This is a genomic window from Streptomyces sp. NPDC102278, from assembly GCF_044766345.1.
Taxonomy (GTDB): domain Bacteria; phylum Actinomycetota; class Actinomycetes; order Streptomycetales; family Streptomycetaceae; genus Streptomyces.
Window position 1 is genome coordinate 232,076 of record NZ_JBIWLV010000001.1, and the last position, 25,943, is coordinate 258,018.

25 protein-coding genes and 1 riboswitch are annotated in these 25,943 nt (G+C 71.5%); of the genes, 8 read left to right on the forward strand and 17 right to left on the reverse strand.

Features of this window, described 5'->3' with window-relative positions; all coding sequences use genetic code 11:
- Positions 1 to 21: 21 nt before the first annotated feature.
- From ACIRO3_RS01020 to ACIRO3_RS01035, 4 genes are all read right to left on the reverse strand, one after another.
- Entirely contained in the window at positions 22 to 1,005 is a 984-nt protein-coding gene (locus ACIRO3_RS01020; protein ID WP_365997914.1) for a methionine synthase, read from the reverse strand.
- Positions 1,002 to 1,691: an SDR family oxidoreductase gene (locus tag ACIRO3_RS01025; RefSeq protein ID WP_361771373.1), complete on the reverse strand. Its 690-nt coding sequence runs from the start codon at positions 1,689 to 1,691 to the stop codon at positions 1,002 to 1,004. Before ACIRO3_RS01025 ends, ACIRO3_RS01020 begins: the two co-directional genes overlap by 4 nt.
- Before the next feature lie 99 nt (positions 1,692 to 1,790).
- Entirely contained in the window at positions 1,791 to 2,135 is a 345-nt protein-coding gene (locus ACIRO3_RS01030) for a DUF1330 domain-containing protein (RefSeq protein WP_361771372.1), read from the reverse strand.
- An 88-nt stretch (positions 2,136 to 2,223) separates the two neighbouring features.
- The gene (locus ACIRO3_RS01035) at positions 2,224 to 3,210 is read right to left on the reverse strand and encodes a helix-turn-helix domain-containing protein (RefSeq protein WP_361771371.1); all 987 of its coding nucleotides are present in this window, start codon (positions 3,208 to 3,210) and stop codon (positions 2,224 to 2,226) included.
- 124 nt (positions 3,211 to 3,334) lie between these two features.
- Between ACIRO3_RS01035 and ACIRO3_RS01040 the strand changes: the two genes are divergently transcribed.
- Complete coding sequence (locus ACIRO3_RS01040) at positions 3,335 to 4,258, forward strand: NADP-dependent oxidoreductase (RefSeq protein ID WP_365997912.1); 924 nt, start codon at positions 3,335 to 3,337, stop codon at positions 4,256 to 4,258.
- Positions 4,259 to 4,275: 17 nt separating this feature from the next.
- Here the strand turns inward: ACIRO3_RS01040 and mnmA are convergent, their stop codons facing one another.
- Positions 4,276 to 5,406 carry a tRNA 2-thiouridine(34) synthase MnmA gene (gene mnmA, locus ACIRO3_RS01045; RefSeq protein WP_404131387.1) on the reverse strand — a complete coding sequence of 377 codons (1,131 nt, stop codon included), beginning with the start codon at positions 5,404 to 5,406 and terminating at the stop codon, positions 4,276 to 4,278.
- A 67-nt stretch (positions 5,407 to 5,473) separates the two neighbouring features.
- Here mnmA and ACIRO3_RS01050 point away from each other — a divergent pair, with 67 nt between their 5' ends.
- A complete protein-coding gene (locus tag ACIRO3_RS01050; protein ID WP_404131389.1) occupies positions 5,474 to 6,175 on the forward strand; it encodes an N-acetylmuramoyl-L-alanine amidase in 702 nt (233 codons plus the stop codon).
- 140 nt (positions 6,176 to 6,315) lie between these two features.
- Here ACIRO3_RS01050 and ACIRO3_RS01055 read toward each other — a convergent pair whose 3' ends face one another.
- From ACIRO3_RS01055 to ACIRO3_RS01105, 11 genes are all read right to left on the reverse strand, one after another.
- On the reverse strand, positions 6,316 to 7,479 hold the full coding sequence (locus ACIRO3_RS01055; RefSeq protein ID WP_404131391.1) for a cysteine desulfurase family protein: 1,164 nt from the start codon (positions 7,477 to 7,479) through the stop codon (positions 6,316 to 6,318).
- A gap of 158 nt (positions 7,480 to 7,637) precedes the next feature.
- Positions 7,638 to 8,498 (reverse strand): thioesterase family protein, encoded by an 861-nt coding sequence (locus ACIRO3_RS01060; protein ID WP_365997908.1) that lies wholly within the window; start codon positions 8,496 to 8,498, stop codon positions 7,638 to 7,640.
- A 58-nt stretch (positions 8,499 to 8,556) separates the two neighbouring features.
- Positions 8,557 to 9,213, reverse strand: a complete 657-nt coding sequence (locus tag ACIRO3_RS01065) for a trimeric intracellular cation channel family protein (RefSeq protein WP_267800490.1) — start codon at positions 9,211 to 9,213, stop codon at positions 8,557 to 8,559.
- A 264-nt stretch (positions 9,214 to 9,477) separates the two neighbouring features.
- Positions 9,478 to 10,581, reverse strand: coding sequence for a dipeptide ABC transporter ATP-binding protein (locus tag ACIRO3_RS01070; protein WP_361771544.1), 1,104 nt, complete (start codon positions 10,579 to 10,581; stop codon positions 9,478 to 9,480).
- Positions 10,582 to 10,586: 5 nt separating this feature from the next.
- Positions 10,587 to 11,705, reverse strand: coding sequence for an ABC transporter ATP-binding protein (locus ACIRO3_RS01075; RefSeq protein WP_361771365.1), 1,119 nt, complete (start codon positions 11,703 to 11,705; stop codon positions 10,587 to 10,589).
- On the reverse strand, positions 11,702 to 12,703 hold the full coding sequence (locus tag ACIRO3_RS01080; protein WP_361771364.1) for an ABC transporter permease: 1,002 nt from the start codon (positions 12,701 to 12,703) through the stop codon (positions 11,702 to 11,704). The genes ACIRO3_RS01075 and ACIRO3_RS01080 overlap by 4 nt, the downstream gene beginning before the upstream one ends.
- Before the next feature lie 175 nt (positions 12,704 to 12,878).
- Positions 12,879 to 14,588 carry an ABC transporter substrate-binding protein gene (locus ACIRO3_RS01085; RefSeq protein WP_404132290.1) on the reverse strand — a complete coding sequence of 570 codons (1,710 nt, stop codon included), beginning with the start codon at positions 14,586 to 14,588 and terminating at the stop codon, positions 12,879 to 12,881.
- Between the two features lie 94 nt (positions 14,589 to 14,682).
- A complete protein-coding gene (locus tag ACIRO3_RS01090; protein WP_361771363.1) occupies positions 14,683 to 15,675 on the reverse strand; it encodes an ABC transporter permease in 993 nt (330 codons plus the stop codon).
- Positions 15,676 to 16,286: 611 nt separating this feature from the next.
- Positions 16,287 to 17,027 carry an enhanced serine sensitivity protein SseB C-terminal domain-containing protein gene (locus tag ACIRO3_RS01095; RefSeq protein ID WP_361771362.1) on the reverse strand — a complete coding sequence of 247 codons (741 nt, stop codon included), beginning with the start codon at positions 17,025 to 17,027 and terminating at the stop codon, positions 16,287 to 16,289.
- 84 nt (positions 17,028 to 17,111) lie between these two features.
- Entirely contained in the window at positions 17,112 to 17,864 is a 753-nt protein-coding gene (locus tag ACIRO3_RS01100) for an enhanced serine sensitivity protein SseB (protein WP_365998000.1), read from the reverse strand.
- A 63-nt stretch (positions 17,865 to 17,927) separates the two neighbouring features.
- Complete coding sequence (locus tag ACIRO3_RS01105) at positions 17,928 to 18,608, reverse strand: AAA family ATPase (RefSeq protein WP_404131395.1); 681 nt, start codon at positions 18,606 to 18,608, stop codon at positions 17,928 to 17,930.
- A gap of 221 nt (positions 18,609 to 18,829) precedes the next feature.
- Positions 18,830 to 18,932: riboswitch (glycine riboswitch) on the forward strand.
- 183 nt (positions 18,933 to 19,115) lie between these two features.
- Between ACIRO3_RS01105 and gcvT the strand changes: the two genes are divergently transcribed.
- The 6 genes from gcvT to ACIRO3_RS01135 all read left to right on the forward strand — a co-directional run bounded on the left by gcvT (position 19,116) and on the right by ACIRO3_RS01135 (position 25,127).
- Complete coding sequence (gcvT, locus tag ACIRO3_RS01110) at positions 19,116 to 20,231, forward strand: glycine cleavage system aminomethyltransferase GcvT (protein WP_361771360.1); 1,116 nt, start codon at positions 19,116 to 19,118, stop codon at positions 20,229 to 20,231.
- A 134-nt stretch (positions 20,232 to 20,365) separates the two neighbouring features.
- Positions 20,366 to 20,746: a glycine cleavage system protein GcvH gene (gene gcvH, locus ACIRO3_RS01115; protein WP_361771359.1), complete on the forward strand. Its 381-nt coding sequence runs from the start codon at positions 20,366 to 20,368 to the stop codon at positions 20,744 to 20,746.
- Between the two features lie 15 nt (positions 20,747 to 20,761).
- Positions 20,762 to 22,033 (forward strand): serine hydroxymethyltransferase, encoded by a 1,272-nt coding sequence (glyA, locus tag ACIRO3_RS01120; RefSeq protein ID WP_404131397.1) that lies wholly within the window; start codon positions 20,762 to 20,764, stop codon positions 22,031 to 22,033.
- Between the two features lie 428 nt (positions 22,034 to 22,461).
- A complete protein-coding gene (locus ACIRO3_RS01125) occupies positions 22,462 to 23,844 on the forward strand; it encodes an L-serine ammonia-lyase (RefSeq protein ID WP_361771358.1) in 1,383 nt (460 codons plus the stop codon).
- Between the two features lie 226 nt (positions 23,845 to 24,070).
- The gene (locus ACIRO3_RS01130) at positions 24,071 to 24,478 is read left to right on the forward strand and encodes an SsgA family sporulation/cell division regulator (protein ID WP_365997903.1); all 408 of its coding nucleotides are present in this window, start codon (positions 24,071 to 24,073) and stop codon (positions 24,476 to 24,478) included.
- 145 nt (positions 24,479 to 24,623) lie between these two features.
- On the forward strand, positions 24,624 to 25,127 hold the full coding sequence (locus tag ACIRO3_RS01135; protein WP_361771356.1) for a hypothetical protein: 504 nt from the start codon (positions 24,624 to 24,626) through the stop codon (positions 25,125 to 25,127).
- A 100-nt stretch (positions 25,128 to 25,227) separates the two neighbouring features.
- Here the strand turns inward: ACIRO3_RS01135 and ACIRO3_RS01140 are convergent, their stop codons facing one another.
- Positions 25,228 to 25,941: a flavodoxin family protein gene (locus ACIRO3_RS01140; protein ID WP_361771355.1), complete on the reverse strand. Its 714-nt coding sequence runs from the start codon at positions 25,939 to 25,941 to the stop codon at positions 25,228 to 25,230.
- Between the last annotated feature and the right edge of the window lie 2 nt (positions 25,942 to 25,943).

Genomic DNA, 25,943 nt, shown 5'->3' on the forward strand with positions numbered 1-25,943 from the left:
TCCCGTGGCCCGTCTGATCCGTCACTCAGGGTTGTCGGCGAGCGACCTCGCCGCCCTGACGCAGTGGGCCTGCACCGCGCGGGCGTAGGCGGGCGAGGCGCCCGCCAGACCGCACGACGGGGTGACCACGACGGACTCCGCGAGGGTCCCCGGGGCCAGTCCCAGCCTGCGCCAAAGCTTCCTGACACCCATGACGCTACCCCCCGGGTCCGACAACGGGGCGTCGGTGCCGGGCACCACTCCGACGAAGAGTTTCGCACCGTCCTCGACGGCCTCCCCGATGGCGTCGTCCTCGCGCTCGGTGAGCAGGGAGAAATCGAACGACACGCCTGTGGCGCCTGCGCGCCGCAGCAGTGCGAAGGGGACCTCGGGGGCGCAGGAGTGGACGACGACCTCCCCGTCGTGGACGGCGAACAGCTCGCGCAGGGTGCCCTCGACGACCTGTCGGTCCACGGCGCGGTAGGTCCGGTAGCCACTGGCGGAGCGCACCCGGCCCAGCAGTACGCCGGTCAGGGAGGGCTCGTCGAACTGGAGCACCACCTCGGCGCCGGGGATGCGCTTGCGTACGTCCGCCACGTGCTCGCGCAGTCCCTCCGCGAGCGACCCTGCCAGGTCGCGGCAGGCGCCGGGGTCCTGGAGGACCGCTTCCCCGCCGTGCAGTTCCAGCGCGGTGGCCAGGGTCCACGGCCCGACGGCCTGGATCTTCAGCTTGCCGGTGTACCCCTGGGTGAACTCCTCCAGGGCGTCGAGGTCCTCGCCGAGCCAGGAGCGGGCGCGCTTGCTGTCGCGGCCGGGCCGGTCGCTGATCCGCCAGCCGCTGGGCTCGACGTGCGCGTACATGTCGACGAGCAGCCCGAGGGAGCGGCCGATCATGTCCGCGCCCGGCCCGCGCGCGGGCAGCTCGGCGAGGTGGGGGAACTCCTCGAAGGAGCCGGTGACGGTCTTGGCGGCCTCGCGCGCGTCGCCGCCGGGAAGCGAGCCGACGCCGGTGGCGCTCGCGCTCATCGGCCGGGCCTGACGCTCAGGTCGTTGACCTCGGCGTCGCGGGGCAGGTCGACGGCCATGACGATGGTCGTCGCCACGGACTCGGGGTCGATCCAGGCGGCGGCGTCGTACTCCTTGCCCTCCTGGGAGTGCACCTTGGCCTGCATGGGGCTCGCGGTGCGGCCCGGGTAGACCGAGGTGACGCGGATCCCGTTGGCCCGCTCCTCGGCGCGCAGGGAGTCGGCGAGGGCCTTCAGGCCGTGCTTGGAGGCGGCGTAGGCGCTCCAGTCGGCGTGGGCGGCGAGGCCGGCGCCGGAGTTCACGAAGACGACGGTGGCCTTCGAGGCGCGCAGGGTGGGGAGCAGCAGCCGGGTGACCTCGGCGGGGGCGATCAGGTTGACGTTGAGCTGCTGGTGCCAGGTCTTGGGGCGCAGTTCGCCCACCGGCCCGAGGTCGACGATCCCCGCGATGTGCAGCAGGGAGTCGATCCGCTCGGGGATCGCCTGCTTGGAGAAGGCCCACGAGAGGCGGTCGGGGTCCGCGAGGTCGCCGACGAGCACTCCCGCGCCGGGGAAGCGTTCGACGAGCTGCTTGCCGCGCGCGGCGTCGCGGGCCAGGAGGACGAGGTCGTCGCCGCGCGCGTGCAGGCGGTTCGCGACGGCGGCGCCGATGCCGGATCCGGCACCGGTGATCAGGTGAGTAGCCATGTGGTCATGCTCGCACCCCGTCCGGGGCCCGCGGTTCAGGTGGCCCGGACCCGCGCCCCCGTGACGCGCGCCCGTGGGAGGGCGGCCCGGTCGGCCGGGTCAGAGCCCCGCGGCGGCGCGGAGGTCGGCGGCCGTCTTCGCGGCGTCGTAATCGGGGGCGACGCCCTCGACGAGGACGATCTCGCCGGGCATGTGGTCGGTGCGCAGCGGGATGAGCGCCTGGTAGGCGTCGGAGGCGTACCAGGCGCGGGCCCGCTCCAGGTCGGGGAAGCCGATCATGACGACCGTGCCGGGGAAGGGGCCTTCCAGGACCTCGACCTCGCGGCCGTGGACGAGGAAGCGGCCGCCGAAGGGGTCCATGGTGGCCTGGATGCCCTCGATGTAGCGCAGGACGTCGTCGTTCATCGTCGTGGGGCGTATGTGGGCGATGGCGTACGCGGTCATGGCGGTCTCCCCTGTCGGCCGGTCCGGCGGTCCGGCCCTGTGTTCACATCCTGCCGCCCGGCCGGCCGGGGGTCCATGACCTCCGGGGTCATGCCGGCGCGGCGACGCTCGCCCGGTCGTGGGGCTGGAAGGTGCGGCGGTAGGCGATCGGGGAGGTGCCGAGGGCCGCGCGCATGTGCTGGCGCAGCGAGTTGGCGGAGCCGAAGCCGGCGCGGTGCGCGACCAGGTCCACGGGCAGGTCGCTGGACTCCAGCAGGTGGCGGGCCAGTTCGAGGCGCTGGACGGTGAGCCACTGCACCGGCGTCATGCCGACCTCGTCGCGGAACCGGCGGGTGAAGGTGCGCAGGCTCATCCGGGCGTGGGCGGCCAGCTCGGCCAGCGCGACCGGCTCGGCGAGGCGTTCCAGGGCCCAGGCGCGGGTGGCGGTGGTGGTGGCGACGGTCGGCTCGGGCACGGGCCGGTCGATGTACTGGGCCTGTCCACCGTCGCGCCAGGGCGGTACGACGCACAGGCGTGCGGCGCGGTTGGCGACGGCGGTGCCGTGGTCCTGCCGGATCAGGTAGAGGCAGAGGTCGACGCCGGCGGCCACGCCGGCGGAGGTCAGGACGTCGCCGTCGTCGACGAAGAGCACCTCCTCGTCGAGCCGGACCCGCGGGAAGGCCCGCTGGAACTCGGGGGCGTGCAGCCAGTGCGTGGTGGCGGGCCGGCCGTCGAGCAGTCCGGCCGCGGCCAGGACGTAGGAACCGGTGCAGATCGACACCAGTCGGGTGCCGGGCCGGATGCCGGCGATGGCGGCGGCGAGCGCGGGCGACAGGGGCGCGCCGTGCGCGAGGTCGTCCATGGCGTGGGTGGGCGGGATGACCACGGTGTCGGCGGCGGCGAGCGCCTCGGGGCCGGCGGCGACGCCGACCGTGAAGCCCGCGTCGCTGGTCACGGGCAGGCCGTCGGCGGTGCAGACGGTCACCTCGTAGAGCGGGGCGCCGTCGTCGTCGTGGGCGTTGCCGAAGACGCGGGAGGGGATCCCGAGCTCGAACGGGGGGACGCCTTCGAGGGCGAGTACGGCGATGCGATGCATGGCCAGATTCTGTCACATGGTGGCCGTACGGCCAGCACCATGCGGGTCCGACGACCGCCAAGCTGGGTCCATCGGCCGGGGAAACCGGCCGGGACCAGCACAAGTGCCATCAGAGGAGATATCCATGCGCGCCGTCGTCGTCAGCCAGTGGGGCGGACCCGAGGTCCTCGTCGAGAGGGAGATCGAGCGTCCGGAGCCCGGCATGGGCGAGGTTCTCGTGCGGGTCCGCGCCGCCGGGGTGAACCCGGTGGACTGGAAGACCCGCGAGAGCGGCGCCCTGATCCCCTGGGGGCCGGTGCCGGCCGTCGGTTGGGACGTGTCGGGCACCGTCGAGGCCGTCGGCCCGGGCGTGACCCTGTACCGGGTGGGCGACGAGGTGTACGGGATGCCCCGCTTCCCGCAGCAGGCCGGCGCGTACGCCGAGTACGTGACCGCCCCCGCCCGCCACCTCGCCCGCAAGCCGGCCTCGCTGGACCACGTGCAGGCGGCCGCGTTGCCGCTGGCGGCCCTGACCGCCTGGCAGGCGCTGGTGGACACGGCCGGGGTCTCGGCCGGGCAGCGGGTGCTGGTGCACGCGGCGGCCGGCGGCGTCGGCCACCTGGCCGTGCAGATCGCCAAGGCCCGCGGCGCGTACGTGATCGGCACCGCGAGCGCCGCCAAGCACGAGCTGCTGCGCGAACTGGGCGCGGACGAGGTGATCGACTACCGCACCGCGGACTTCGAGGACGTCGTCTCCGACATCGACGTGGTGATCGACGCCATGGGCGGGGACCACGGGCGGCGCTCGCTGAAGGTGCTCAAGCCGGGCGGGCACCTGGTGACCCTCCCGGGGCCCGACGGCGTCCCGGCCGACGCCGAGGGCGTGCACGCCACCTGGCTGCTCGTGGAGCCGGACCTCAAGGGCCTGGAGGGCATCGCCGCCCTGGTCGAGCAGGGCCTGCTCAAGCCCCTGGTCGACACGGTGCTGCCGCTGGAGCAGGCCGCCAAGGCCCACGAGATCGGCGAGCGGGGCCGTACCACCGGCAAGATCGTCCTGACGGTGGCCTGAGCCCCGGCCCGCCGGGCTCACACGGCGGCGGACGCCCGCTCGGTCGTGGCGATGGTGGCGGAACCGACCACGCGGGTGCCGTCGTACAGCACGATCGCCTGGCCGGGCGCGACCCCGCGGACCGGCTCGGTGAAGGAGACGCGCAGCTCGTCGTCCACGAGTTCGGCGAAGACCTCGGTCTCGCCGCCGTGGGCGCGCAGCTGCGCGGTGTACGTGCCGGGGGCGGCGGCCGTGGATCCGCACCAGCGGGGCCGGATCGCGGTGAGGGCGGCGACGTCGAGGGCCTCAACGGGGCCGACGGTGACGGTGTTGTTCACCGGGGAGATGTCGAGGACGTAGCGCGGCTTGCCGTCGGCCGCGGGGTGGCCGATCCGCAGGCCCTTGCGCTGGCCGATGGTGAAGCCGAAGGCGCCCTCGTGGGTGCCGACCTTCTCGCCGCTCTCGTCGACGATGTCGCCCTCGGCCTTGCCCAGGCGGTTCGCGAGGAAGCCCTGGGTGTCGCCGTCGGCGATGAAGCAGATGTCGTGGCTGTCGGGCTTCTTCGCGACGGCGAGGCCGCGCTGCTCGGCCTCGGCGCGGATCTCTTCCTTGGTGGTGAGGGTGTCGCCGAGCGGGAAGAGCGCGTGGGCGAGCTGCTTCTCGTCGAGGACGCCGAGCACGTACGACTGGTCCTTGGCCATGTCGGATGCCCGGTGGAGCTCGCGCGTGCCGTCGTCGTTGAGGACGACGGTGGCGTAGTGGCCCGTGCAGACGGCGTCGAACCCGAGGGCCAGGGCCTTGTCGAGCAGCGCGGCGAACTTGATCTTCTCGTTGCAGCGCAGGCAGGGGTTCGGGGTGCGCCCGGCCTCGTACTCGGAGACGAAGTCCTCGACGACGTCCTCGCGGAAGCGCTCGGCGAGGTCCCAGACGTAGAAGGGGATGCCGATGACGTCGGCGGCGCGGCGGGCGTCGCGCGAGTCCTCGATGGTGCAACAACCGCGGGCTCCGGTCCTGAAGGACTGGGGGTTCGCGGAGAGCGCCAGGTGGACGCCCGTGACGTCGTGCCCGGCTTCGACCGCACGGGCGGCGGCGACGGCGGAGTCCACCCCGCCGGACATGGCGGCGAGGACGCGAAGGGGGCGGGTGGTGCGCGGCAGGTTCTCAGTCATGGCACCGTCCAGGGTACGGGGAACCGCGCGGGGTCACGGCGCGTTGTCGGGTCGGGGGGTGGATCGCATGGTGCGTGAGGGCGGGAAGACGCGGGAAGCGGCAGCGGGGAAGGCGCCCGGCAAGGGCTCCGGCCGGACCCGCAGGGCCGTGCTGTTCGGTGGGCTCGGGGTGATCGCGACGGCGGCCGTCATCGGGCAGGACGAGATCAGACGCGCCTGGTGGCTGCTGCCCGGGGTGTCCAAGCCGCGCAAGGAGGGCGAGCTGGACTACGCGGCCGCGAGCTGGACGGCGGCCTCACCGGCGAACTGGCGGCTGGCGGACCGGCCCGACGACTATCGCGTGGACCGCATTGTCGTGCATGTCACACAGGGCGGGTTCGATTCCTCGGTGGACGCCTTCAAGAACCCGTGGCACAAGGCGTCGGCGCACTACATAGTCCGCCAGGACGGCCATGTCGAGCAGATGGTGCGCGAGCTGGACGTGGCCTTCCACGCCGGGAACCGGTCCATGAACGAGCGCAGTGTCGGCATCGAGCACGTGGGCTTCGTCGACCGGCCGCAGGACTTCACGGACGCGATGTACGCGGCCTCGGCCGAGCTGGCCGCCGATGTCTGCCGGAGGTGCGACATACCCGCCGACCGCGAGCACATCGTCGGCCACTCCGAGGTGGAGGGGGCCGACCACACCGACCCGGGCCGCCACTGGGACTGGAACCGCTACGTCCGCATGGTCGGGGAAGCCCTGGCCCGCAAACCCGCGACCGGCTGAACCCGCAGCCCGGCCGGGCCCGCAAACCCGCGACCGGCTGAACCCGCAGCCCGGCCGGCCCGCGAGCGGCTGAGCCCGCAGACCGGCCGAGCCCGCAGACCGGCCGGATGCGAGGGCGACGGCCTGGTGCGGTCACGGCACTAGCTGAGTCCGGCCGTACGGGCGCGGGCGACGGCCGGGCCGATGGCGGCGGCCACCGCCGCGACGTCCTCCTTGGTGGAGGTGTGGCCGAGGGAGAACCGCAGGGTGCCCCGGGCCAGCCGCGGGTCGGTGCCGGTGGCCAGCAGCACGTGGCTGGGCTGGGCCACGCCGGCCGTGCAGGCGGAGCCGGTGGAGCACTCGATGCCCTGGGCGTCGAGGAGGAGCAGCAGGGAGTCGCCCTCGCAGCCGGGGAAGCTGAAGTGGGCGTTGGCGGGCAGCCGGTCCACGGGGTCTCCGCCGAGCACGGCGTCGGGTACCTCCCGCAGGACGGCGGTGACCAGCTCGTCGCGCAGGGCGCCGATCTCGACGGCGAACCGCTCGCGCCGCTCGGCGGCGAGGACGGCGGCCACCGCGAAGGCCGCGATGGCCGGCACGTCGAGGGTCCCGGACCGGACGTGCCGCTCCTGGCCGCCCCCGTGCAGGACGGGCACGGGCGTCTGGTCCCGGCCGAGCAGCAGGGCGCCGATGCCGTACGGGCCGCCGATCTTGTGGCCGCTGACGGTCATGGCGGCGAGGCCGCTGTCGCCGAAACGGACGTCGAGCTGGCCGACGGCCTGGACGGCGTCGGAGTGCAGCGGAATCCCGAACTCCCCGGCGATGTCGGCGAGTTCGCGTACGGGGAAGACCGTGCCGATCTCATTGTTCGCCCACATGACGGTGGCCAGGGCGACATCGGAGGGGCTGCGCTCGATCGCCTCCCGGAAGGCCTCGGGGTGCACGCGCCCGTAGTGGTCCACCGGGAGGTACTCGACCCGGGCCCCCTCGTGCTCGGCGAGCCAGTGGACGGCGTCGAGGACGGCATGGTGCTCGACGGGGCTGGTGAGCACCCGGGTGCGGCTCGGGTCCTGGTCGCGACGGGCCCAGTAGAGGCCCTTGACGGCGAGGTTGTCAGCCTCGGTGCCGCCGGCGGTGAAGACCACCTCGCTCGGGCGCGCGCCGAGTGCTTCGGCGAGGGCCTCGCGGGCCTCCTCGACGGTGCGGCGGGCCCGGCGGCCGGCGGCGTGGAGGGAGGACGCGTTACCCGTGGCGGCGAACTGCGCGGTCATCGCCGCAGCGGCCTCCGGCAGCATCGGAGTGGTTGCGGCGTGGTCGAGGTAGGCCATGATCCCCCGATTCTACGAGTCCCCCGACCGACCGGACCCCATCCGGTCCCCCGCCGACGCATTCACCGGCGGGGCGCGGTGGCGGGGCGGGGTGCCGGAGGCGGCGGCGGGGGCGCCGGCCGCCCGGCACGAGGCCGGACGGGAGCGCCGCCCCCGGGTCAGGAGCTCTGGCGCGGGGCGCGGGCCAGTTGGCGGGACTGGGCCACGAGGCGGTCCGTGGAGTCCCAGACCTCGGCGTCCTCCTCCAGGAAGCCGCCGGCCAGGTTGCGGGTGGTGATGGCCACGCGCAGCGGGCCCGGCGCGGGGCGCCGGCGGATGTGGGTGGTGAGCTCGACCGTCGGGGCCCAGCCGATCAGGCCGAGGTCGAAGGCGGTCGGCGGCAGCGCGTCCACGGCCAGCAGCAGTGACAGCGGGTCGGCGTCGCGGCCGTCGGCCAGTTCGAACCAGGCCCGCATCTCGCCCTTGCCGGACGGCGCCCCGACCGCCCAGCCCGCCGTCGCCGGGTCCAGCCGCAGCCGGAGCCGGTCCACGATGGCGGAGCTGCCGGGGATCGGCGCGGGGCCGGCCTCCGCGCCGAGGCAGTCCTCGTACGCGGGCATGACGGGCGGCAGCGCGGTGGTGTGCACGGAGTCGGGGAGTGCGGACAGTTCCCCGTACGAGGCGAGGACGCGGATCCGCTCGATCTCGGCGCCGCTCTCGTCGTACTGGAAGAGGGACGCCTGACCGGTCGACAGCGTGCGCCCGATCCGGACGACCTGCGTGCGGATCACGGCGGGGCCGGGCACGGAGGAGGTCAGGTAGTGCGCGGAGACGGTGAAGGGGTCGGGGTGCGGCAGGGCCGCCGACAGGGCCCGACCGACCAGTGCCAGCAGATATCCGCCGTTGACGGCGGTGATGATCGTCCAGCCGGCGCTGAGTTCGGCGTCGTACACCCCGGGCTCGTCCGCGCGGGCGGAGAGGGTGGTGTCGCGGTCGAACTCGCTGTCGCCGATGGATGCCTGGGCCGCTGCATGTGACATGAAAACGACGGTACACCGGCAAGCTACTAAGCGGTAGCTTTCTATTGCTACGTGCGCGTTACGGCTCTTCGGCCACGGCGGACCGGCGGTTCCAGGCCAGCGGCGCCCGCCAGTGGTAGCGGATCGCGAGCAGCCGCAGCACGAACGTGGTGATGATCGCGGCGGCGGTGGTGAGGGCGTTGAGCGTGTCGAAGGCGATGAAGAGGGCCACCATCGAGGCGCCGACGACGGCGGGCACCGCGTACATCTCCCGGTCGCGCAGCAGCGAGGGGACCTCGTTGACCAGCACGTCGCGCAGCACACCGCCACCGACGGCCGTGGCCAGACCCAGCGAGGCGGACGCGGTCAGACCGAGGCCGTACTCGTACGCCTTGGTCGTGCCGGTCACGCAGAACAGTCCGAGGCCGGCCGCGTCGAAGACGTTGATGGCGCGGTTGATCCGCTGGACCTCGGGGTGCAGGAAGAAGACGAGCCCGGCGGCGACCAGCGGCGTCACGAAGAAGCTGAGCTCCCCGAAGGCGGCGGGCGGTACGGCGCCGATGACCAGGTCGCGGAAGAGACCGCCGCCGAGGGCGGTGACGAGCGCGAGCACGGCGATGCCGAAGATGTCGAAGTTCTTGCGCACGGCGAGCAGGGCGCCCGCGGTGGCGAAGACAAAAATGCCCGCGAGGTCCAGGGCGTGCTGGATGCCGGGCGGGAAGAGATCGTGGAGCACGCCCCCATTGTGCCGTCCGCCTGCCGGCGTGACGGACGGCGGCGAACGGCCACGGCCGGGGCGCGGGGGACGGACGGGGCACAGGGGACGAAGGGGGCGCACGGACCGCCCGGGAACGCACAGTGGTGCCGGGGTTCCCGGACGCGTACGTCCGGGGCCCCGGCACCACACCCGGCCCCGGCCGCTACTCCGGGGTCGGACACCTGCGGTCGTCGTGACCCGCCGGACCGTCGGCGTGACTCACCACGCCGAGGTCGAAACCCGCTACACCGTCGGCGTGTCCACCACTTCGGCGGCGCCCGGCAGGGCCTTGTCGCCCGGCGCCTGGTCCGGCGCGTTCTCCGGGTGGTGACAGGCGACCTGGTGTCCCGTCTTCAGGGCCACCAGCGGCGGTTCCTGCGTGGTGCACAGCTCGGTCGCCTTCCAGCACCGGGTGTGGAACCGGCAGCCGCTCGGCGGCGAGATCGGCGACGGCACGTCGCCCTTGAGCAGGATGCGCCCGCTCTTCGCGCCGCGCCTCCTCGGGTCCGGCACCGGCACCGCCGACATGAGCGCGGTCGTGTACGGGTGCATCGGCGCCTCGTACAGCGACTTGCGGTCGGCCAGCTCCACGATCTTGCCGAGGTACATCACCGCGATGCGGTCCGAGACGTGGCGGATGACCGACAGGTCGTGCGCGATGATCACGTACGTCAGGCCGAGTTCCTCCTGGAGGTCGTCCAGCAGGTTCACCACCTGGGCCTGGATCGAGACGTCCAGCGCCGACACCGGCTCGTCGGCGACGACGAGCTTCGGCTTGAGGGCCAGTGCCCGCGCGATGCCGATGCGCTGGCGCTGACCGCCGGAGAACTCGTGCGGGTAGCGGTTGTAGTGCTCGGGGTTGAGGCCCACCAGCGAGAGCAGCCGTTGGACCTCGGCCTTCACCCCGCCCTCGGGGGTGACCTTCTGGAGCTTGAAGGGCGCCCCGACGATCGTGCCCACCGTGTGGCGGGGGTTCAGCGAGCCGTACGGGTCCTGGAAGATCATCTGCACGTCGCGGCGCAGCGGGCGCATGCCCGCGACGCTCAGGTGCGTGATGTCCCGACCCTCGAACTCGACCTTTCCGCCGGTCGGTTCGAGCAGTCGGGTGATCAGCCGGCCCATGGTGGACTTGCCGCAGCCGGACTCGCCGACGATGCCGAGGGTCTCACCCCGTCGGACGTCGAAGTCGATGCCGTCCACGGCCTTGACGGCGCCGGCCTGGCGGCGCAACAGCCCCTTGTTGATGGGGAAGTGCTTGACCAGCCCGGTCACCTTCAGCAGCGGCTCCTCGGCGGTGTCCGCCGCGGCCTGCGCGGAGGAGGCCTCCGCCGCGCCCGTCTTGTTCATGTCGGTCACAGCTTCGGCGCAATCTCTTCGGTCCAGATCCGGGTCCGCTCCTCCTGCGACATGTGGCAGGCGGACCAGTGCCGGCTGTCGTCCTCGGTCAGCTCGGGACGCTGGGTGCGGGTGATGCCGCCCTTGGGTACGTCGGCGTAGGGGCACCGGGGGTTGAACGCGCAGCCGCTCGGGATGTTGATGAGGCTGGGCGGCGAGCCCTTCACCGGGATCAGCCGTTCGGTCTGGTCGCGGTCGATGCGCGGCATCGAGCCGAGCAGGCCCCAGGTGTAGGGGTGCCGGGGGCCGTAGAAGACCTTCTCGGCGGTGCCGCGCTCGACGCACCGGCCTCCGTACATCACCAGGATGTCGTCGGCCATCTCGGCGACCACGCCGAGGTCGTGCGTGATCATGATGACCGCGGAGCCGAACTCCTTCTGCAGGTCGCGGATGAGGTCCAGGATCTGCGCCTGGACGGTGACGTCCAGGGCGGTCGTGGGCTCGTCCGCGATGAGCAGTTCGGGGTTGTTGACCAGGGCCATGGCGATCATCGCGCGCTGGCGCATGCCGCCGGAGAACTCGTGGGGGTACGCGTCCACGCGCCGGTGGGGCTCCGGGATGCCGACCCGGTCGAGCATCTCGACGGCCCGCTTGCGGGCGGTCTTCTTGTCGACGTCGTGGTGGGTCCGGTAGGCCTCGACGATCTGCTTGCCCACCGAGTAGTACGGGTGCATCGCGGACAGCGGGTCCTGGAAGACCATCGCCATCTTGTGCCCGCGCAGCTTGCGCACGTGATCGGCGTCGGCCTGGACCAGGTCCTCGCCGTCGAGCACGACCTGCCCGGAGATGTGCGGGCGGCTGCGGGCGTTGCCGGTGCGGTGCAGACCCATGATGGCCAGCGAGGTCACCGACTTGCCCGAGCCGGACTCGCCGACGATGCCGAGCGTCTTGCCGCGCTCCAGATCGAAGGAGAGCCCGTCGACGGATTTGACGAGTCCGTCGTCGGTCGGGAAGTGGACCTTGAGGTCGCGTACGGAGAGGAAGGAGTCCGCGGGGCGGGCCTCCCCCTTCGCCTGCTCGGGGACGAACGCGGGCTCGCCGGAGGTGCCGGTCGAAACGGCGGGGTTCTCGGTCACGTCAGCCTCACGCGCGGGTCGATGACGGCGTACAGCAGGTCCACGATCAGGTTGGCCATCACCACGAAGAGCGCGGCGAGCAGGGTGACACCCATGATCACGGGGAGGTCGCCCTGGCCGATGGCGGCGACGGCCGCCGTTCCCAGACCCTGGAAGTTGAAGGTCGTCTCGGTGAGCACCGCGCCGCCGAGGAGTCCGCCGAGGTCGAGGCCGAACATCGTGACGATCGGGGTGAGGGTGGAGCGCAGGGCGTGCTTGCGGATGACCACGCCCTCCTTGAGCCCCTTGGCGCGGGCGGTGCGGATGTAGTCCTCGCCGAGGACTTCCAGCATGGTCGCGCGGGTGATGCGGGCGTAGGTCGCCGCGAAGAGGAAGGCGAGGGTGACCCAGGGCAGGATCAGACTGTTGAGCCAGGCCAGCGGATCCTCGGTCAGGGGTTTGTAGTTGGACACGTCCAACCAGCCGAGGCCGTAGACGAAGACCGCGGGAGCCACCATGCCGGTGAAGAAGATCGGCAGGGAGACGCCGGCGAGCGCTCCGATCATGACGGTCCGGTCGATGGCCGTACGCCGTTTCAGCGCCGAGACCACTCCGGTGGCCACACCCGCGATCACCCAGATCACGGCTGCGCCGACGGCGAGCGAGAGGGTGACCGGCATGCGGTCGAGCATGGTCTCCCAGACGGGGGCCTCGCTCTTGAAGGAGTAGCCGAAGCACGGAGCGGCGCAGTGCGTGACCTCGGTGCCGCCGTCGTAGTCGCGGCCGACGAAGATGCCTTTGAGGAACACCCAGTACTGCTCGGAGATGGGCTTGTCGAAGCCCATCTTCACGCGGATGCCCGCCAGGGCGGTCTCGTTGGTCTCTCGACCGGCGTACATGAGCGCGGGATCGCTGCCGGTCAGCTTCGGGACCGCGAAGAAGATGCCGAAGGTGACCACGGAGACCACCAGCAGCGTGGCGGCGACGTTGAACAGCCGCCGTATGAGGTAGACGAGCACTGCAGTCGGCCGCCCGGGGCGGGCGGCTGCCGCCCCTTGTGGGGACGACAGCCGCCGCCTGCGGCCTTCACCTGCCCTTCGGACTAGCGCATGTGCGGTGAAGGCACTTACTTACGAATTGCTGGCCTGCTGGTGCCCGACGGCCGCGGTGGGCGGCCGCCGGACGGTCGGACGACTACTTGGCGACGCCCAGGACGGCGAGGTCGATGCGGCCCATCGAGTCGTTGAAGTAGACGTTCGTCAGGCGCGGGTTGTGGTAGATGAGCGCCTTGTCGAAGTTGATCGGCAGGTAGAGCGCCTTCTCCATGACCTTCTTGTTGATGTCCGTGTAGAACGGAGCGGCGGCGTCCGGGGTGGCAGCGTTCGCGGCCTTGTCGAACAGGCCGTTGACCTCGGGGTCGTCCAGCATCGTGTAGTTGTTGTTGCCGTTCGGCAGGATGAACGAGCCGTCGACCAGCGGCTGGAGGAAGCCCGAACCGGAGTTGTAGTCGGCGCCCCAGCCCATGACGATGATGCCGTAGTTCTTCTTCTTCACGTTCTCGGGCGAACCGATCGTGGAGGAGGAGAGCTTGCCGTCGTACTGGTCGATCGTGGCCTTGATGCCGACCTTGGCGAGCGAGGCCTGGAGGGACTCGGCCGTCTTGACCTCGGGGGCGCGGTTGTTGCGGACCGCGATGGTGGTCTCGAACCCGTCGGGCTTGCCACAGGCCTTGAGCGCGTCCTTGGCCTTCTGCTCCTGCGCCTTGCCGGCGGTCAGGCCCCACGGGTCGAAGGACTTGTCCGAGCCGGGGATGCCGGGCGGCAGCATGTTCGCGCCGAGGTCACCGCTGGTCGGGCCACCGCGGGCGTTCTGCAGCGACTTCGGGTCGGCCGCGTAGATGACGGCCTTGCGGCACTCGATGTTCTCGAACGGCGCGACCGTCTGCGGGAAGGCGAAGTAGCGGATGTAGCCCGTGAACGGGTTGTCCGCGTTCTTCTTGAGGTTCGCGTCCTTGAGGATCTTGTTCTTCGCGGCCTGCTGGACACCGGTGCCGTCGACGGCGAGGTCGATGTCGCCGGAGAGCAGGCGCTGGTCCATGTCGTCCGGGTTGGTGGTGACCGTGAAGCTCACCTTGTCCGGCAGACCCTTGCGGATCGTGTCCGTCTTCGGGTCCCAGTTCTCGTTGCGGACGAAGGTGGCGCCCTTGCCCGCGGTGAAGTTCTCGACCTTGTAGGGGCCGGTGGAGACGGGCTTGTTGGTGTAGCCCGCGCCCTGGTCCTTCGCCGCCGGGACCGGCGAGGAGGACGGCATCGCCAGCAGGTAGTTGAAGTCCGAGTTGGCGCTGGCCAGGTTGAAGACGATCGTCTTGTCGTCCGGCGTCTGGACCGACTTCAGACCCATCTTGTTCGGGTCGGTGTCCTTGTACGGGCCCGGGTACTTCTGACCCTGGTCGAGCAGGTCGACCAGGTACGTCGGGCCGCCGGACAGCACGTCCTGAGCGAAGACGCGCTCGATGCCGTACTTGAAGTCCTTCGAGGTGATCGGCGTGCCGTCCTCGAACTTCACGCCGTCCTTGATCTTGACGGTGTACGTCTTGCCGTCGTTGCTCAGGACCGGCGCGGCCTCGGCGAGGTCCGGGACCAGCTTCGTGCCCGCGGCGCCCGGCTTGCTGTCGTACGCGTAGAGCTGGCGGATGTAGAGGCGCTGCAGGTTCCACACGAAGCCGTAGTAGGCACGCGCCGGGTCGAGGTAGTCGACGTCCTGCGGCGACCAGAGCTTGAGCTCACCGCCCTTGGCGTCCGAGGCGTTCACCAGGGCCGTGGAGGCACCGCTGTAGCCCTTGTCGTTCGCGGCGCCGTCGGACTTCTTGCCCTCGTCCTTGCCACCGCCACACGCGGCGGTCATCGACAGGGCGGCGACCACGGCGGTGATCGCGAGTGCCTGCTTTCTGCGGATCACGGTTGTCCAACCTCCATAGGTGGTGAAGCGAAGAAGCGGTTCAGCTGCCCTTGGGGTCGAGTGCGTCGCGCAGCCCGTCCCCGAAGAGGTTGAACGCCAGGACGGTGATGAAGATCGTGAGGCCCGGGACCACCATGTACATGGGGTCGTCCTGGTAGATGGGGACGGCGTCGGACAGCATCTTGCCCCAGGAGGCGGTGGGCGGCTTGACGCCGGCACCGAGGAAGCTGAGGGCCGCCTCCGTCAGGATGTTGGTCGGGATGATCAGCGTCGAGTAGACGAGGATCGGCGCGACCAGGTTGGGCAGCAGCTCCTTGATCAGGATGTAGCCGCGGCCCGCCCCGAGGCTGCGCGCGGCCTCGACGTACTCGCGTTCACGCAGGGAGATCGTCTGTCCTCGGACGATGCGGCCGATGTACGGCCAGCCGAAGAAGCCGATGACGACGATCAGCACGCCCATCCGGACGCCCGAACCCTCGAACCCCCAGAGGGAGTTGGGGACCACGGACACGAGGGCGATGGTGAACAGCAACTGCGGGAAGGCCAGCAGCAGGTCCATCGTGCGGCTGATGACGCCGTCGACCCAGCCGCCGAGGAACCCGGCGAGCGCGCCGAGCAGGCTGCCGAGGACCACCGAGACGAAGGCCGCGAGGAAGGCGACGACCAGGGAGATGCGGGCGCCGTAGACGATCCGGCTGAACACGTCGCGTCCGTTGGTCGGTTCGACGCCCAGCAGGAAGTCGGAGCTCATGCCGCCGAACGAGCCGAGCGGCGTCCCGAAGTCCGGGTCCAGCATGTCTTCGTGGAACTCGTTGGGCGGATGGCCCAGCAGGCTCACGATCAGCGGCGCGAAGACGGCCACCAGGATCAGGAGGATCACGACCACGCCGCCGGTCAGCGCGACCTTGTCGCGCTTGAGCCGCATCCAGGCGATGCGGCCGGGCGAGCGGCCTTCGATGGCCTTGGCAGGGACGTCGGCTACGGACACGGGTGCGGGTGTTTCCGCGTCCGTGTCATGCAGTGGTGCCGTCATCGTGGTGGGGACCCCTCTCGGCCGACGGGTGTGCCGGCCCATGCCCGCCGCTGTGGCGGCGTTGGTGCGGAGTGGCGCTCGGAGTGCGTGGGACACGCGGAACGCGTGTGAGGTGCAGGAAGTGCGGGAAGTGCTGCGAAAGTGCCGTGCGAAACAACAGGTGCAGTCAACGAACCGAACCGTGCCCGGAGGACTGATCGGCTCTTGGGTGGGGAGTCTTCATCGGGCGCTCGACCAGCCGCCAGACCCGCAGATGAATGGATGCGCAAACGTGATCTGACGTCCCGGTACCCGTTATCCGGACTTCACTCGCGTCTCAGCGGAGCAAGACCGCCTGTTCGGTACGGAACCGGACATGGCGCCCAACTCGCAAGACTCGCATGCCTTTTGGCCCCACAAGACCGAAGAAATCAGGACAAGACGAAGGTCGTCCGGGCGCGGCGGTCGCCGGCGGCCGGAGGCGTCGCGCACCCGTCCGTCCCGGAGTCCGGACGGCGTCGGCGCGCGGCCCGTCCGCAGGTCCCGGGAGGACGGGGACGCCTGGCGGGAGGGCGTGGGGAGGGCACGCGAAAGGCCTCCGCCGGAAGTCCGACGGAGGCCTGGGGGACGTGCTAGTACGAGGGCGCCTGCCCCTCGCGGTCGTAGAAGGGGCGGGTCTGCGAACGCAACCACATCGCGACCGGATCGTGCTCGTCGGCCAGCGCGACGGTGCACACGGGAACGCCCTCGGGGACCGCCCCGACCGACTGCCGCATCATCTCCCGGACGGACTCCAGCGCGGGCGCGGAGGCGTCGTACAGGTCGAGCCCGACGGCGAGGTACGCCGATCCGAGCGACGGCTGCACCCAGGCCCTGCGCAGCGACCGGACGGCGGGCGTGCGGTGCGCGTGCTGGGTGAGCAGACCGTAGAACTGCGGGAGCTCCAGGGCGGGCTCCGACAGGCGCAGCGGTCCGGCGGGCATCCGGTCGAGGCCGGTCGCGATCCGGCGGAGGTCGGCCCAGGGCAGTCCGATGCCGCCGCCCTGGGCGTGCGGGTTGAGCCACAGCCCCCAGCGGTCCGGGTAGAGGGCGCGGGCGATGTCCCGGCCGGTGACCACCTCGTAGCCGCGGTTCCAGCCGCTGGCGGTCAGTTCCTGCGGGGAGGTCACGCAGGGCGCGTATCCGAGCCCGTCGACCTCCATCCCCCCGTACTGGGCATCCGGGGAACCCGGCTGCCCCTGCCACAACAACATCCACAGCCGGCCCTCGGCCAGGGCGTGCAGAAGCGACTCGTAGCTCTCATAGCGCCCGGGAGTCACCTGGCGCAGCATGTGCTCGACCTGCCCGGCCGCGGCCGTGCCTGACGCACTCACCCGGTACCCCTCTTCGTCCGCCCGTCGTCCACCCGTTACCCAGGCCACACGTGCGGCCAAGAGATGTAATCAGCTTAAGCGGCCCTACGGGAGGTAGAAGGGGCGTACACGCTCACGAATCCAGTCCGTGACCGGGTCCTCGACGGCGTCCAGGAGGATCAACTGCACGGGCCAGGGCGCCGGTACGCGGGCCAGCGCCCGGCCGAGCGCCTCCAACGGGGCGCTGCGCGATTCGGGATCCCATCCCACCAGTCGGACACCGATGTACAGCTCGGGCGCCCCGCCCTCCACGCTGGCCAGGCAGCGGTGCGCGGCGGCCACCACCCCGGTGGCCCGGAACTCCTCGCCGGCCGCCGCCAGGAAGTCCACCGGGTCGTCCTGCCAGTCGGGCTCGAAGAGCCGGACGCGGCCGCCGGTGGCCGGGCCGTCGAGCGGTGTCCGCCCCGCGCGGCACAGCTCCGCGACGGCGGCCGGGGGGAGCGGGACGCCGACGGCCCCCTCGGGGTTCACGGCGATGCCGAGCTGCGGCGGCAGGCCGCGGGCGAACTCCACGGCGGGGGCCACGGCGAAGTCCATGCCGGGGCCGACGCAGAAGCGGAACTGGGCCTCTGAGCTGTAGACGGGGACGTACGCCGCGCCGCCGATCTGCATCGTCGGGAGGGTCAGGTCGGCGGCGTCGGGCGCGCCGCCGGCCGGCAGCGGCACCCAGACCCGGCTGCGACCGAGCACCTCCAGGATCCGCGCTCCCGCGTCCACCGCCCCCAGCGCCGCCCCGAGCACCTGCTCCAGCTCGTTGTCGGGCCACCCGCCGCCGTGCATCCACGCCTCCGCTGCCATCGCCACCGTTGCCGTGCCGAGGTTAGTGGGTCCGCGCGGACCCCCCTCCCCCGGGCTCGCGCGTCAGGCGGCGGGGGTTGAGGTGTGCGTCGGGGGCGTGGGGCCGAAGGTGATGCGGGTGATGCGCGAGGCGGCGGCGCGGTCCAGGAGGACCGCCGACGCGCAGCCGCGCGGGAGGCTGCCCGACTCGGCGTCGCGCAGGAGCCGGTCGGCCGCGCCGCGGTGGCGGGAGAAGGCGTACGCCGACACCCGCCGGCCGCGCGCCTCCTGCCCGGCCAGGGCCTCCTGTGGGCTGGTGTCGAGGAGCAGCAGGTGCAGGGCCCGGTCGCGGCGCCGGGCGAACCCGGCGAGCAGGGCCCGCACCCACCTCTGGGTGCCGCAGTCGTGGACCACCACCGAGGCGCCCGAGCGCAGCACCCGCCACAGGCCCCAGTAGTGGGCGACGCGGACCAGTGGCCGGTAGACCGCGTACGGCAGGGCGTCCGGCATCTGCCGCTCCCAGCGTTCCCGGGTGTCCTGCGAGTCGACGCCGCCGGCCGCGGCCCGCTTGATCAGCGTGCTCTTGCCGCCTCCGGGCAGGCCGGACACCACGACGATGTCCCCGTCGGCGAAGTCGAGCGCGCGCGGTCCGTGCGCGCCCCGGCCGCGCAGGTCACGCACGACCGTGCTCCCGGCCCGCGCGGGCCGCTCGTGGGCGCCCCGCTGCGCCGGCACCCCCGCCACGGTCCCCGTCGTCGTCAGCACTCCGAATCTCCGCACCGCCACAGTGATCGCCTCCCCCGAATCGGGTCGCGAGGACCCTTGCCCACTGAGTGTAAAGAGACGGTAATCCGGCATGCCCGGTTCCGGTCGGCCCGCTCGAACCCGGTCACGGTCACGCACGGTCTTTCGGGCCCGCACACCCGACGCGGGCCGTCGCGTGCAATGATGTGCGCCATCTGGACACCAACTGCATACCGGCCGCTTGAATCCGCGCGGGAGAGTCCCGGCAGGCCATGAGGCCGTGCCCGGGCGCCGAAGGAGCAAGTCCTCCCTTGAATCTCTCAGGCCCCGTACCGCGTGGATGAGGCAGATCTGAAAAGCGAGCCGCGCCGCCGTCCCCGACGGCATCGGCGTGTGCTCCACCCAAGGTGCAAGTCGACGACGCGCCCCGTTTCGCGCGGGAACTCTCGGCGAACCTCTCAGGTTCCGATGACAGATGGGGAGGACCGTCCTCGTCATGTCATGCCCTGGGACCCGGGAGCCACACCCATGAGCACTGCCCCCCGCCTGACCGCCCTCGACGCGCTGCACCGCTCGCTCGGTGCGACCATGACCGACTTCGCGGGCTGGGACATGCCGCTGCGCTACGCCAGTGAGCGCGACGAGCACAACGCCGTGCGCACGAAGGCCGGCCTGTTCGACCTGTCCCACATGGGCGAGATCACCCTGACCGGCCCCGAGGCCGTGAAGGTGCTGGACTACGCGCTGGTCGGCAACATCTCGACCGTCGGTGTCGGCCGCGCCCGCTACACGCACATCTGTCAGGAGGACGGCGGGATCCTGGACGACCTGATCGTCTACCGCCTCGGCGAGACCGAGTACATGGTCGTCGCCAACGCCTCCAACGCCCAGGTCGTCCTGGACGCGATCACCGAGCGGGCCGCCGGCTTCGACGCAGAGGTCCGCGACGACCGCGACGCGTACGCGCTGATCGCCGTGCAGGGCCCGGAGTCCCCCGGCATCCTGAAGTCGCTGACCGACGCCGACCTGGACGGCCTGAAGTACTACGCCGGCCTGCCGGGCACGGTGGCCGGGGTGCCCGCGCTGATCGCGCGGACCGGCTACACCGGCGAGGACGGCTTCGAGCTGTTCGTCTCCCCGGAGCACGCGGTGGAGCTGTGGCAGGCGCTGACCGAGGCGGGCGCGGGCGTCGGCCTGGTCCCGGCCGGCCTGTCCTGCCGCGACACCCTGCGCCTGGAGGCGGGCATGCCGCTGTACGGGCACGAGCTGACCACCTCCCTCACCCCGTTCGACGCGGGTCTGGGCCGGGTCGTGAAGTTCGAGAAGGAGGTGGACTTCGTCGGCCGCAAGGCGCTGGAGGCCGCCGCCGAGCGCGCCGCCGGCAACCCGCCGCGCAAGCTCGTCGGGCTGATCGCCGAGGGCCGCCGCGTCCCGCGCGCCGGATTCCCCGTCGTCGCTGACGGGCAGGTCGTCGGAGAGGTCACCTCGGGCGCCCCGTCGCCGACGCTGGGCAAGCCGATCGCGATGGCGTACGTGGACGCGGCGCACGCCGCGCCCGGCACCTCCGGTGTCGGCGTGGACATTCGCGGTACGCATGAGCCGTACGAGGTCGTGGCGCTGCCGTTCTACAAGCGGCAGAAGTAGTTCCGCCCCTTCCGTCACACGTCGTCGCCGTACGCAGGTCCGTGCCGTCGCCGTACGCAGGTCCGTGCGGCGCCGTCTCGGCATTCAAGACCACCGGTTCACATCCACTCCCCCGCATCCAGGAGAATCAGGCCATGAGCAACCCCCAGCAGCTGCGTTACAGCAAGGAGCACGAGTGGCTGTCGGGCGCCGAGGACGGCGTCTCGACGGTCGGCATCACGGAGTTCGCGGCCAACGCGCTCGGTGACGTCGTCTACGCCCAGCTCCCCGAGGTCGGCGACACCGTGACCGCGGGTGAGACCTGCGGCGAGCTGGAGTCGACCAAGTCGGTCAGCGACCTGTACTCCCCCGTCACCGGTGAGGTCGTCGAGGCCAACCAGGACGTCGTGGACGACCCGTCGCTGGTGAACTCGGCTCCCTTCGAGGGTGGCTGGCTCTTCAAGGTGCGCGTCACGGAGGAGCAGCCCGACCTGCTCTCCGTCGACGAGTACGCCAAGCTCACCGCCGGTAACTGACCCCAGGGGACCCTGATGTCTGTACTGAACACCCCTCTCCACGAGCTCGACCCCGACGTCGCCGCCGCCGTCGACGCCGAACTCGAGCGCCAGCAGTCCACCCTGGAAATGATCGCGTCGGAGAACTTCGCTCCGGTCGCCGTCATGGAGGCCCAGGGCTCGGTCCTGACCAACAAGTACGCCGAGGGCTACCCCGGTCGCCGCTACTACGGCGGCTGCGAGCACGTCGACGTGGTCGAGCAGATCGCGATCGACCGCATCAAGGCGCTGTTCGGCGCCGAGGCCGCGAACGTCCAGCCGCACTCCGGTGCGCAGGCGAACGCCGCCGCGATGTTCGCGCTGCTCAAGCCGGGCGACACGATCATGGGCCTGAACCTCGCCCACGGCGGTCACCTGACCCACGGCATGAAGATCAACTTCTCCGGCAAGCTCTACAACGTGGTCCCGTACCACGTGGACGCCTCGGGCGAGGTGGACATGGCCGAGGTCGAGCGCCTCGCCAAGGAGTCCAAGCCCCAGCTGATCGTCGCGGGCTGGTCCGCCTACCCGCGCCGGCTGGACTTCGCCGCCTTCCGCCGCATCGCGGACGAGGTCGGCGCGTACCTGATGGTCGACATGGCGCACTTCGCCGGCCTGGTCGCCGCGGGTCTGCACCCGAACCCGGTGCCGCACGCCCACGTCGTGACCACCACCACGCACAAGACCCTCGGCGGTCCGCGCGGCGGTGTCATCCTGTCGACGCAGGAACTGGCCAAGAAGATCAACTCCGCGGTCTTCCCCGGCCAGCAGGGTGGTCCGCTGGAGCACGTGATCGCGGCCAAGGCGGTCTCGTTCAAGGTCGCCGCCTCGCCCGAGTTCAAGGAGCGCCAGGAGCGCACCCTGGAGGGCGCGAAGATCCTCGCCGCCCGGCTGGTCCGGGACGACGTCAAGGCCGTGGGCGTGGACGTCCTCACCGGCGGCACCGACGTGCACCTGGTCCTGGTCGACCTGCGCAACTCGGAGCTGGACGGTCAGCAGGCCGAGGACCGCCTCCACGAGGTCGGCATCACGGTCAACCGGAACGCCATCCCGAACGACCCGCGGCCGCCGATGGTCACCTCGGGTCTGCGGATCGGTACGCCGGCCCTGGCCACCCGCGGTTTCGACGCGGAGGCCTTCACCGAGGTCGCCGAGATCATCGCGGAGGCGCTGAAGGCGCCGTCCCCCTTCGCGGAGGCCGACGCCGAGGCCCTCAAGGCGCGCGTCTCGGCGCTCGCCGCGAAGTTCCCGCTGTACCCCACGCTCTGACGTGGCGCGCTAGGTCTTCGTGAGAAGGGCCCGGTGGCTGTGGAAACAGGCACCGGGCCCTTCTCGTGATCGGGCGGGCACGACCCCGGCCCCGCGACCGGCGCCACGACCGGCCCGACATGGCCTTGCTCACGTGTGTCCGAGCCGGTGCGCGTGCGGGCCCGCCCGCCCGGGCCCACCCCGCCCGGGCCCACCCCGCCCGGGCCCGCCGCACGGGCCCGCCGCCCGGGCCCGCTCCCGTACCGGCCCGAGGCCGGGGGCGTCGTACCGGAGCGCGAACCGGGCCGCGCCTGACCGTCACCCGCGCGCGGCCCGCGCCGGCCGGCTTGTTCACCTCCTCGCGTTAAGCTCGGCTGCCGGACAAAATCCGACCAATCCGCCTCTCCTGCCCCCTCCCACCCCACGAGCAGACAAGGGAGTCCGCCACCGTGGCCATCTCCGTCTTCGATCTCTTCTCCATCGGCATCGGTCCCTCCTCTTCCCACACGGTCGGCCCGATGCGGGCGGCACGCATGTTCGTGACCCGCCTGAAGAAGGACGGTGTCCTCGCCCAGACCGCGTCCGTCCGCGCGGAACTCTTCGGCTCCCTGGGCGCGACCGGCCACGGCCACGGCACGCCCAAGGCCGTCCTGCTGGGACTGGAGGGGCACTCCCCCCGCACGGTGAACGTCGAGACGGCGGACGCCGAGGTGGAGCGCATCCGCCAGAGCGGCCGGCTGCGGCTGCTCGGCGCCGAGATAGGCGAGGCCCACGAGATCGCCTTCGACGAGCCGAACCAGCTGATCCTGCACCGTCGGCGCTCGCTGCCGTACCACGCGAACGGCATGACGCTCTTCGCGTACGACGCCTCCGGCACCCCGCTGCTGGAGAAGACGTACTACTCGGTGGGCGGCGGCTTCGTGGTCGACGAGGACGCGGTCGGCGAGGACCGGATCAAGCTCGACGACACGGTGTTGAAGTACTCCTTCCGCTCCGGTGACGAGATGTTGCGGCTGGCGAAGGAGAACGGCCTGTCGATCTCCTCGCTGATGCTGGAGAACGAGAAGGCCTGGCGCACGGAGGAGGAGATCCGCGCGGGCCTCCTGGAGATCTGGCGGGTCATGCAGGCCTGCGTGTCGCGCGGCATGTCCCGCGAGGGCATCCTGCCGGGCGGTCTGCGCGTCAAGCGCCGCGCCGCCGGCACCGCCCGCCAGCTGCGCGCCGAGGGCAATCCGCAGGCGCACGCCATGGAGTGGGCGACGCTGTACGCGATGGCCGTCAACGAGGAGAACGCGGCGGGCGGCCGGGTCGTCACCGCCCCCACCAACGGCGCCGCGGGAATCATCCCGGCGGTCCTGCACTACTACATGAACTTCGTGCCCGGGGCGGACGAGGACGGCGTGGTCCGCTTCCTCCTCGCGGCGGGCGCGATCGGCATGCTCTTCAAGGAGAACGCCTCGATCTCGGGTGCCGAGGTCGGCTGCCAGGGCGAGGTCGGCTCGGCCTGCTCCATGGCGGCCGGCGCCCTCGCCGAGGTCCTGGGCGGCACGCCCGAGCAGGTGGAGAACGCCGCCGAGATCGGCATGGAGCACAACCTCGGCCTCACCTGTGACCCGGTCGGCGGTCTGGTGCAGATCCCGTGCATCGAGCGCAACGGCATGGCGGCCGTCAAGGCGGTCACCGCGGCCAAGATGGCGATGCGCGGCGACGGCACCCACAAGGTCTCCCTCGACAAGGTCATCAAGACCATGAAGGAGACCGGCGCCGACATGAAGGTGAAGTACAAGGAGACCGCTCGCGGCGGTCTCGCGGTCAACGTCATCGAATGCTGATCTGACGACTCCGTCCGCCGCCGCGCGCGGCGGGCCCGTCGAGCCCGTCCTCCCCCGGAGGGCGGGCTCCCGCGTGTTCGGAGGGGGCAGGTCCGCCGGGGCGGGGCAAGACGGGTCGAGCGGCCCGTCCGGGTCGGGACCTTGGACCCGCGGATGCGGGGAAGGCGTGGGGTTGGCTTGCCCGAGGGGCACGAGACACCCCGCCGACAGAGAGGCCACCCCCGCCATGACGATCACGGAGCACCGCGTCCTCCCCCTCCTCCTGGAGGGCGCGACCACCCCCATTCCGGTGCGCGGGACGTTCGTGTACCGCACGGACCGGCCGTACGAGATCGCCCTCGACTTCGAGGGCGCCGGGGTGCACATCGCGCGCTGGGTGTTCTCCCGCGAGCTGCTGCTCGACGGGCAGACCTGCGCCACGGGCGAGGGCGACATACAGGTGTGGCCGCGCTGGAAGGCCACCGAGCCGCGGATCTTCCTGGCGTTCAGCAACGGCGAGCACGGGTGTGTGATGTCCGCCCGGGCGAAGGACGTACGGGCCCTGTGCCGCCGGCTGGTGGAACTGGTGCCGCGCGGGCAGGAACGACGGCACTACGACCTGGACGCGGAGCTGAGCGCGCTGCTGCCCGGCTGACGGCGCGGCGCACGACCTCGCGGTACCCGGCCTCCCGCCACGCGGCCTCGTGGCTCGTGCCCGATCCGGTGCAACCATGGGCGCCCCGGAAGTGTCTTCTGCTGTGACACCACTGTCCCCGTCTCTCAAGAATCGGGGGGACGTCATGCGTCCGCCACGTCGCCGTCAGGTCATCGCACTCGTCACGGGCACGCTGCTCGCCGCCGGCATCGGCCTCGCCGCACCGGCCTCGGCCGCCACCCGCACCTTGTCCACCACGCTGGTCACCAACGCCCGCTTCGGCGGGCACTGCACCTTCGACCGGCTCGTCGTCGACCTTCAGGGATCCGCTCCCCCGGTCACCGTCACACCCGTTCCCGAACTGGTCTACGACGGGTCCGGCAAGCCCGTCCCGCTGGCCGGGAAGTACTTCCTGGAGATCCGACTGCACCCGGCGGCAGGGCACACCGACGCCGGCCAGAACGTCTACCAGGGGCCCCGCCTGCAGAAGATCAACCTGAGCAAGCTCAAGGGCCTGGCCTACACCGGCGACTACGAGGGGTACGTGACCTTCGGCGCCGCCTTCGACACCAAGCCCACCTACAAGACGAGCGTGCTGCACGCGCCGGAGCGGCTGGTCGTCGACTTCCCGCATCCGGCGACCTGCTGAACCGTCGCCCGACGAACCGGTCGAACGGTCGAGGGGCCCGGGGCGTGCGCCGCCCCGGGCCCCTCGCACGCGACAGCGCGACAGGGCGGGACGACATTGCCTAGCGGTGCTCCGGGTTGGGGAAGTCGAAACGGCACCCGGCGTCCCACTCGGAGCGTTGGTTGCCGTGTGCGGGCATGCCGCCGGCCCGCTTGAGCAGGGCGGCCAGGTGCATCAGGTTCCACGTCATGAACGTGGTGTTCCGGTTGGTGAAGTCGTTCTCCGGGCCGCCCGAACCCGGGTCGAGGTAGGAGGGCCCGGGCCCGGCCTCACCGATCCAGCCCGCGTCGGCCTGCGGCGGGATCGCGTAGCCGAGGTGTTGGAGGCTGTAGAGGATGTTCATGGCGCAGTGTTTGACGCCGTCCTCGTTGCCGGTGATCAGCGCGCCGCCGACCCGGCCGTAGTAGGCGTACTGGCCCCGGTCGTTCAGGATCGAGGAGCAGGCGTAGAGCCGTTCGATGACCCGCTTCATCACCGAGCTGTTGTCGCCGAGCCAGATCGGCCCGCACAGCACGAGGATGTCGGCGTCCATGATCTGGCTGTAGAGGACGGGCCACTGGTCGGTTTCCCAGCCGTGCTCGGTCATGTCGGGCCAGACACCGGTGGCGATGTCGTGGTCGACGGCGCGGATCAGTGAGGTCCGGGCGCCGGCCGCCTCCATCACCGCGCGGCTCCTGGTGATCAGCCCGTCGGTGTTGCTGGTCTCGGGCGAGCGCTTGAGCGTGCAGTTCACGTAGACGGCGCTGAGGTCTGAGTAGTCGTGTTCGTCGGCCACTC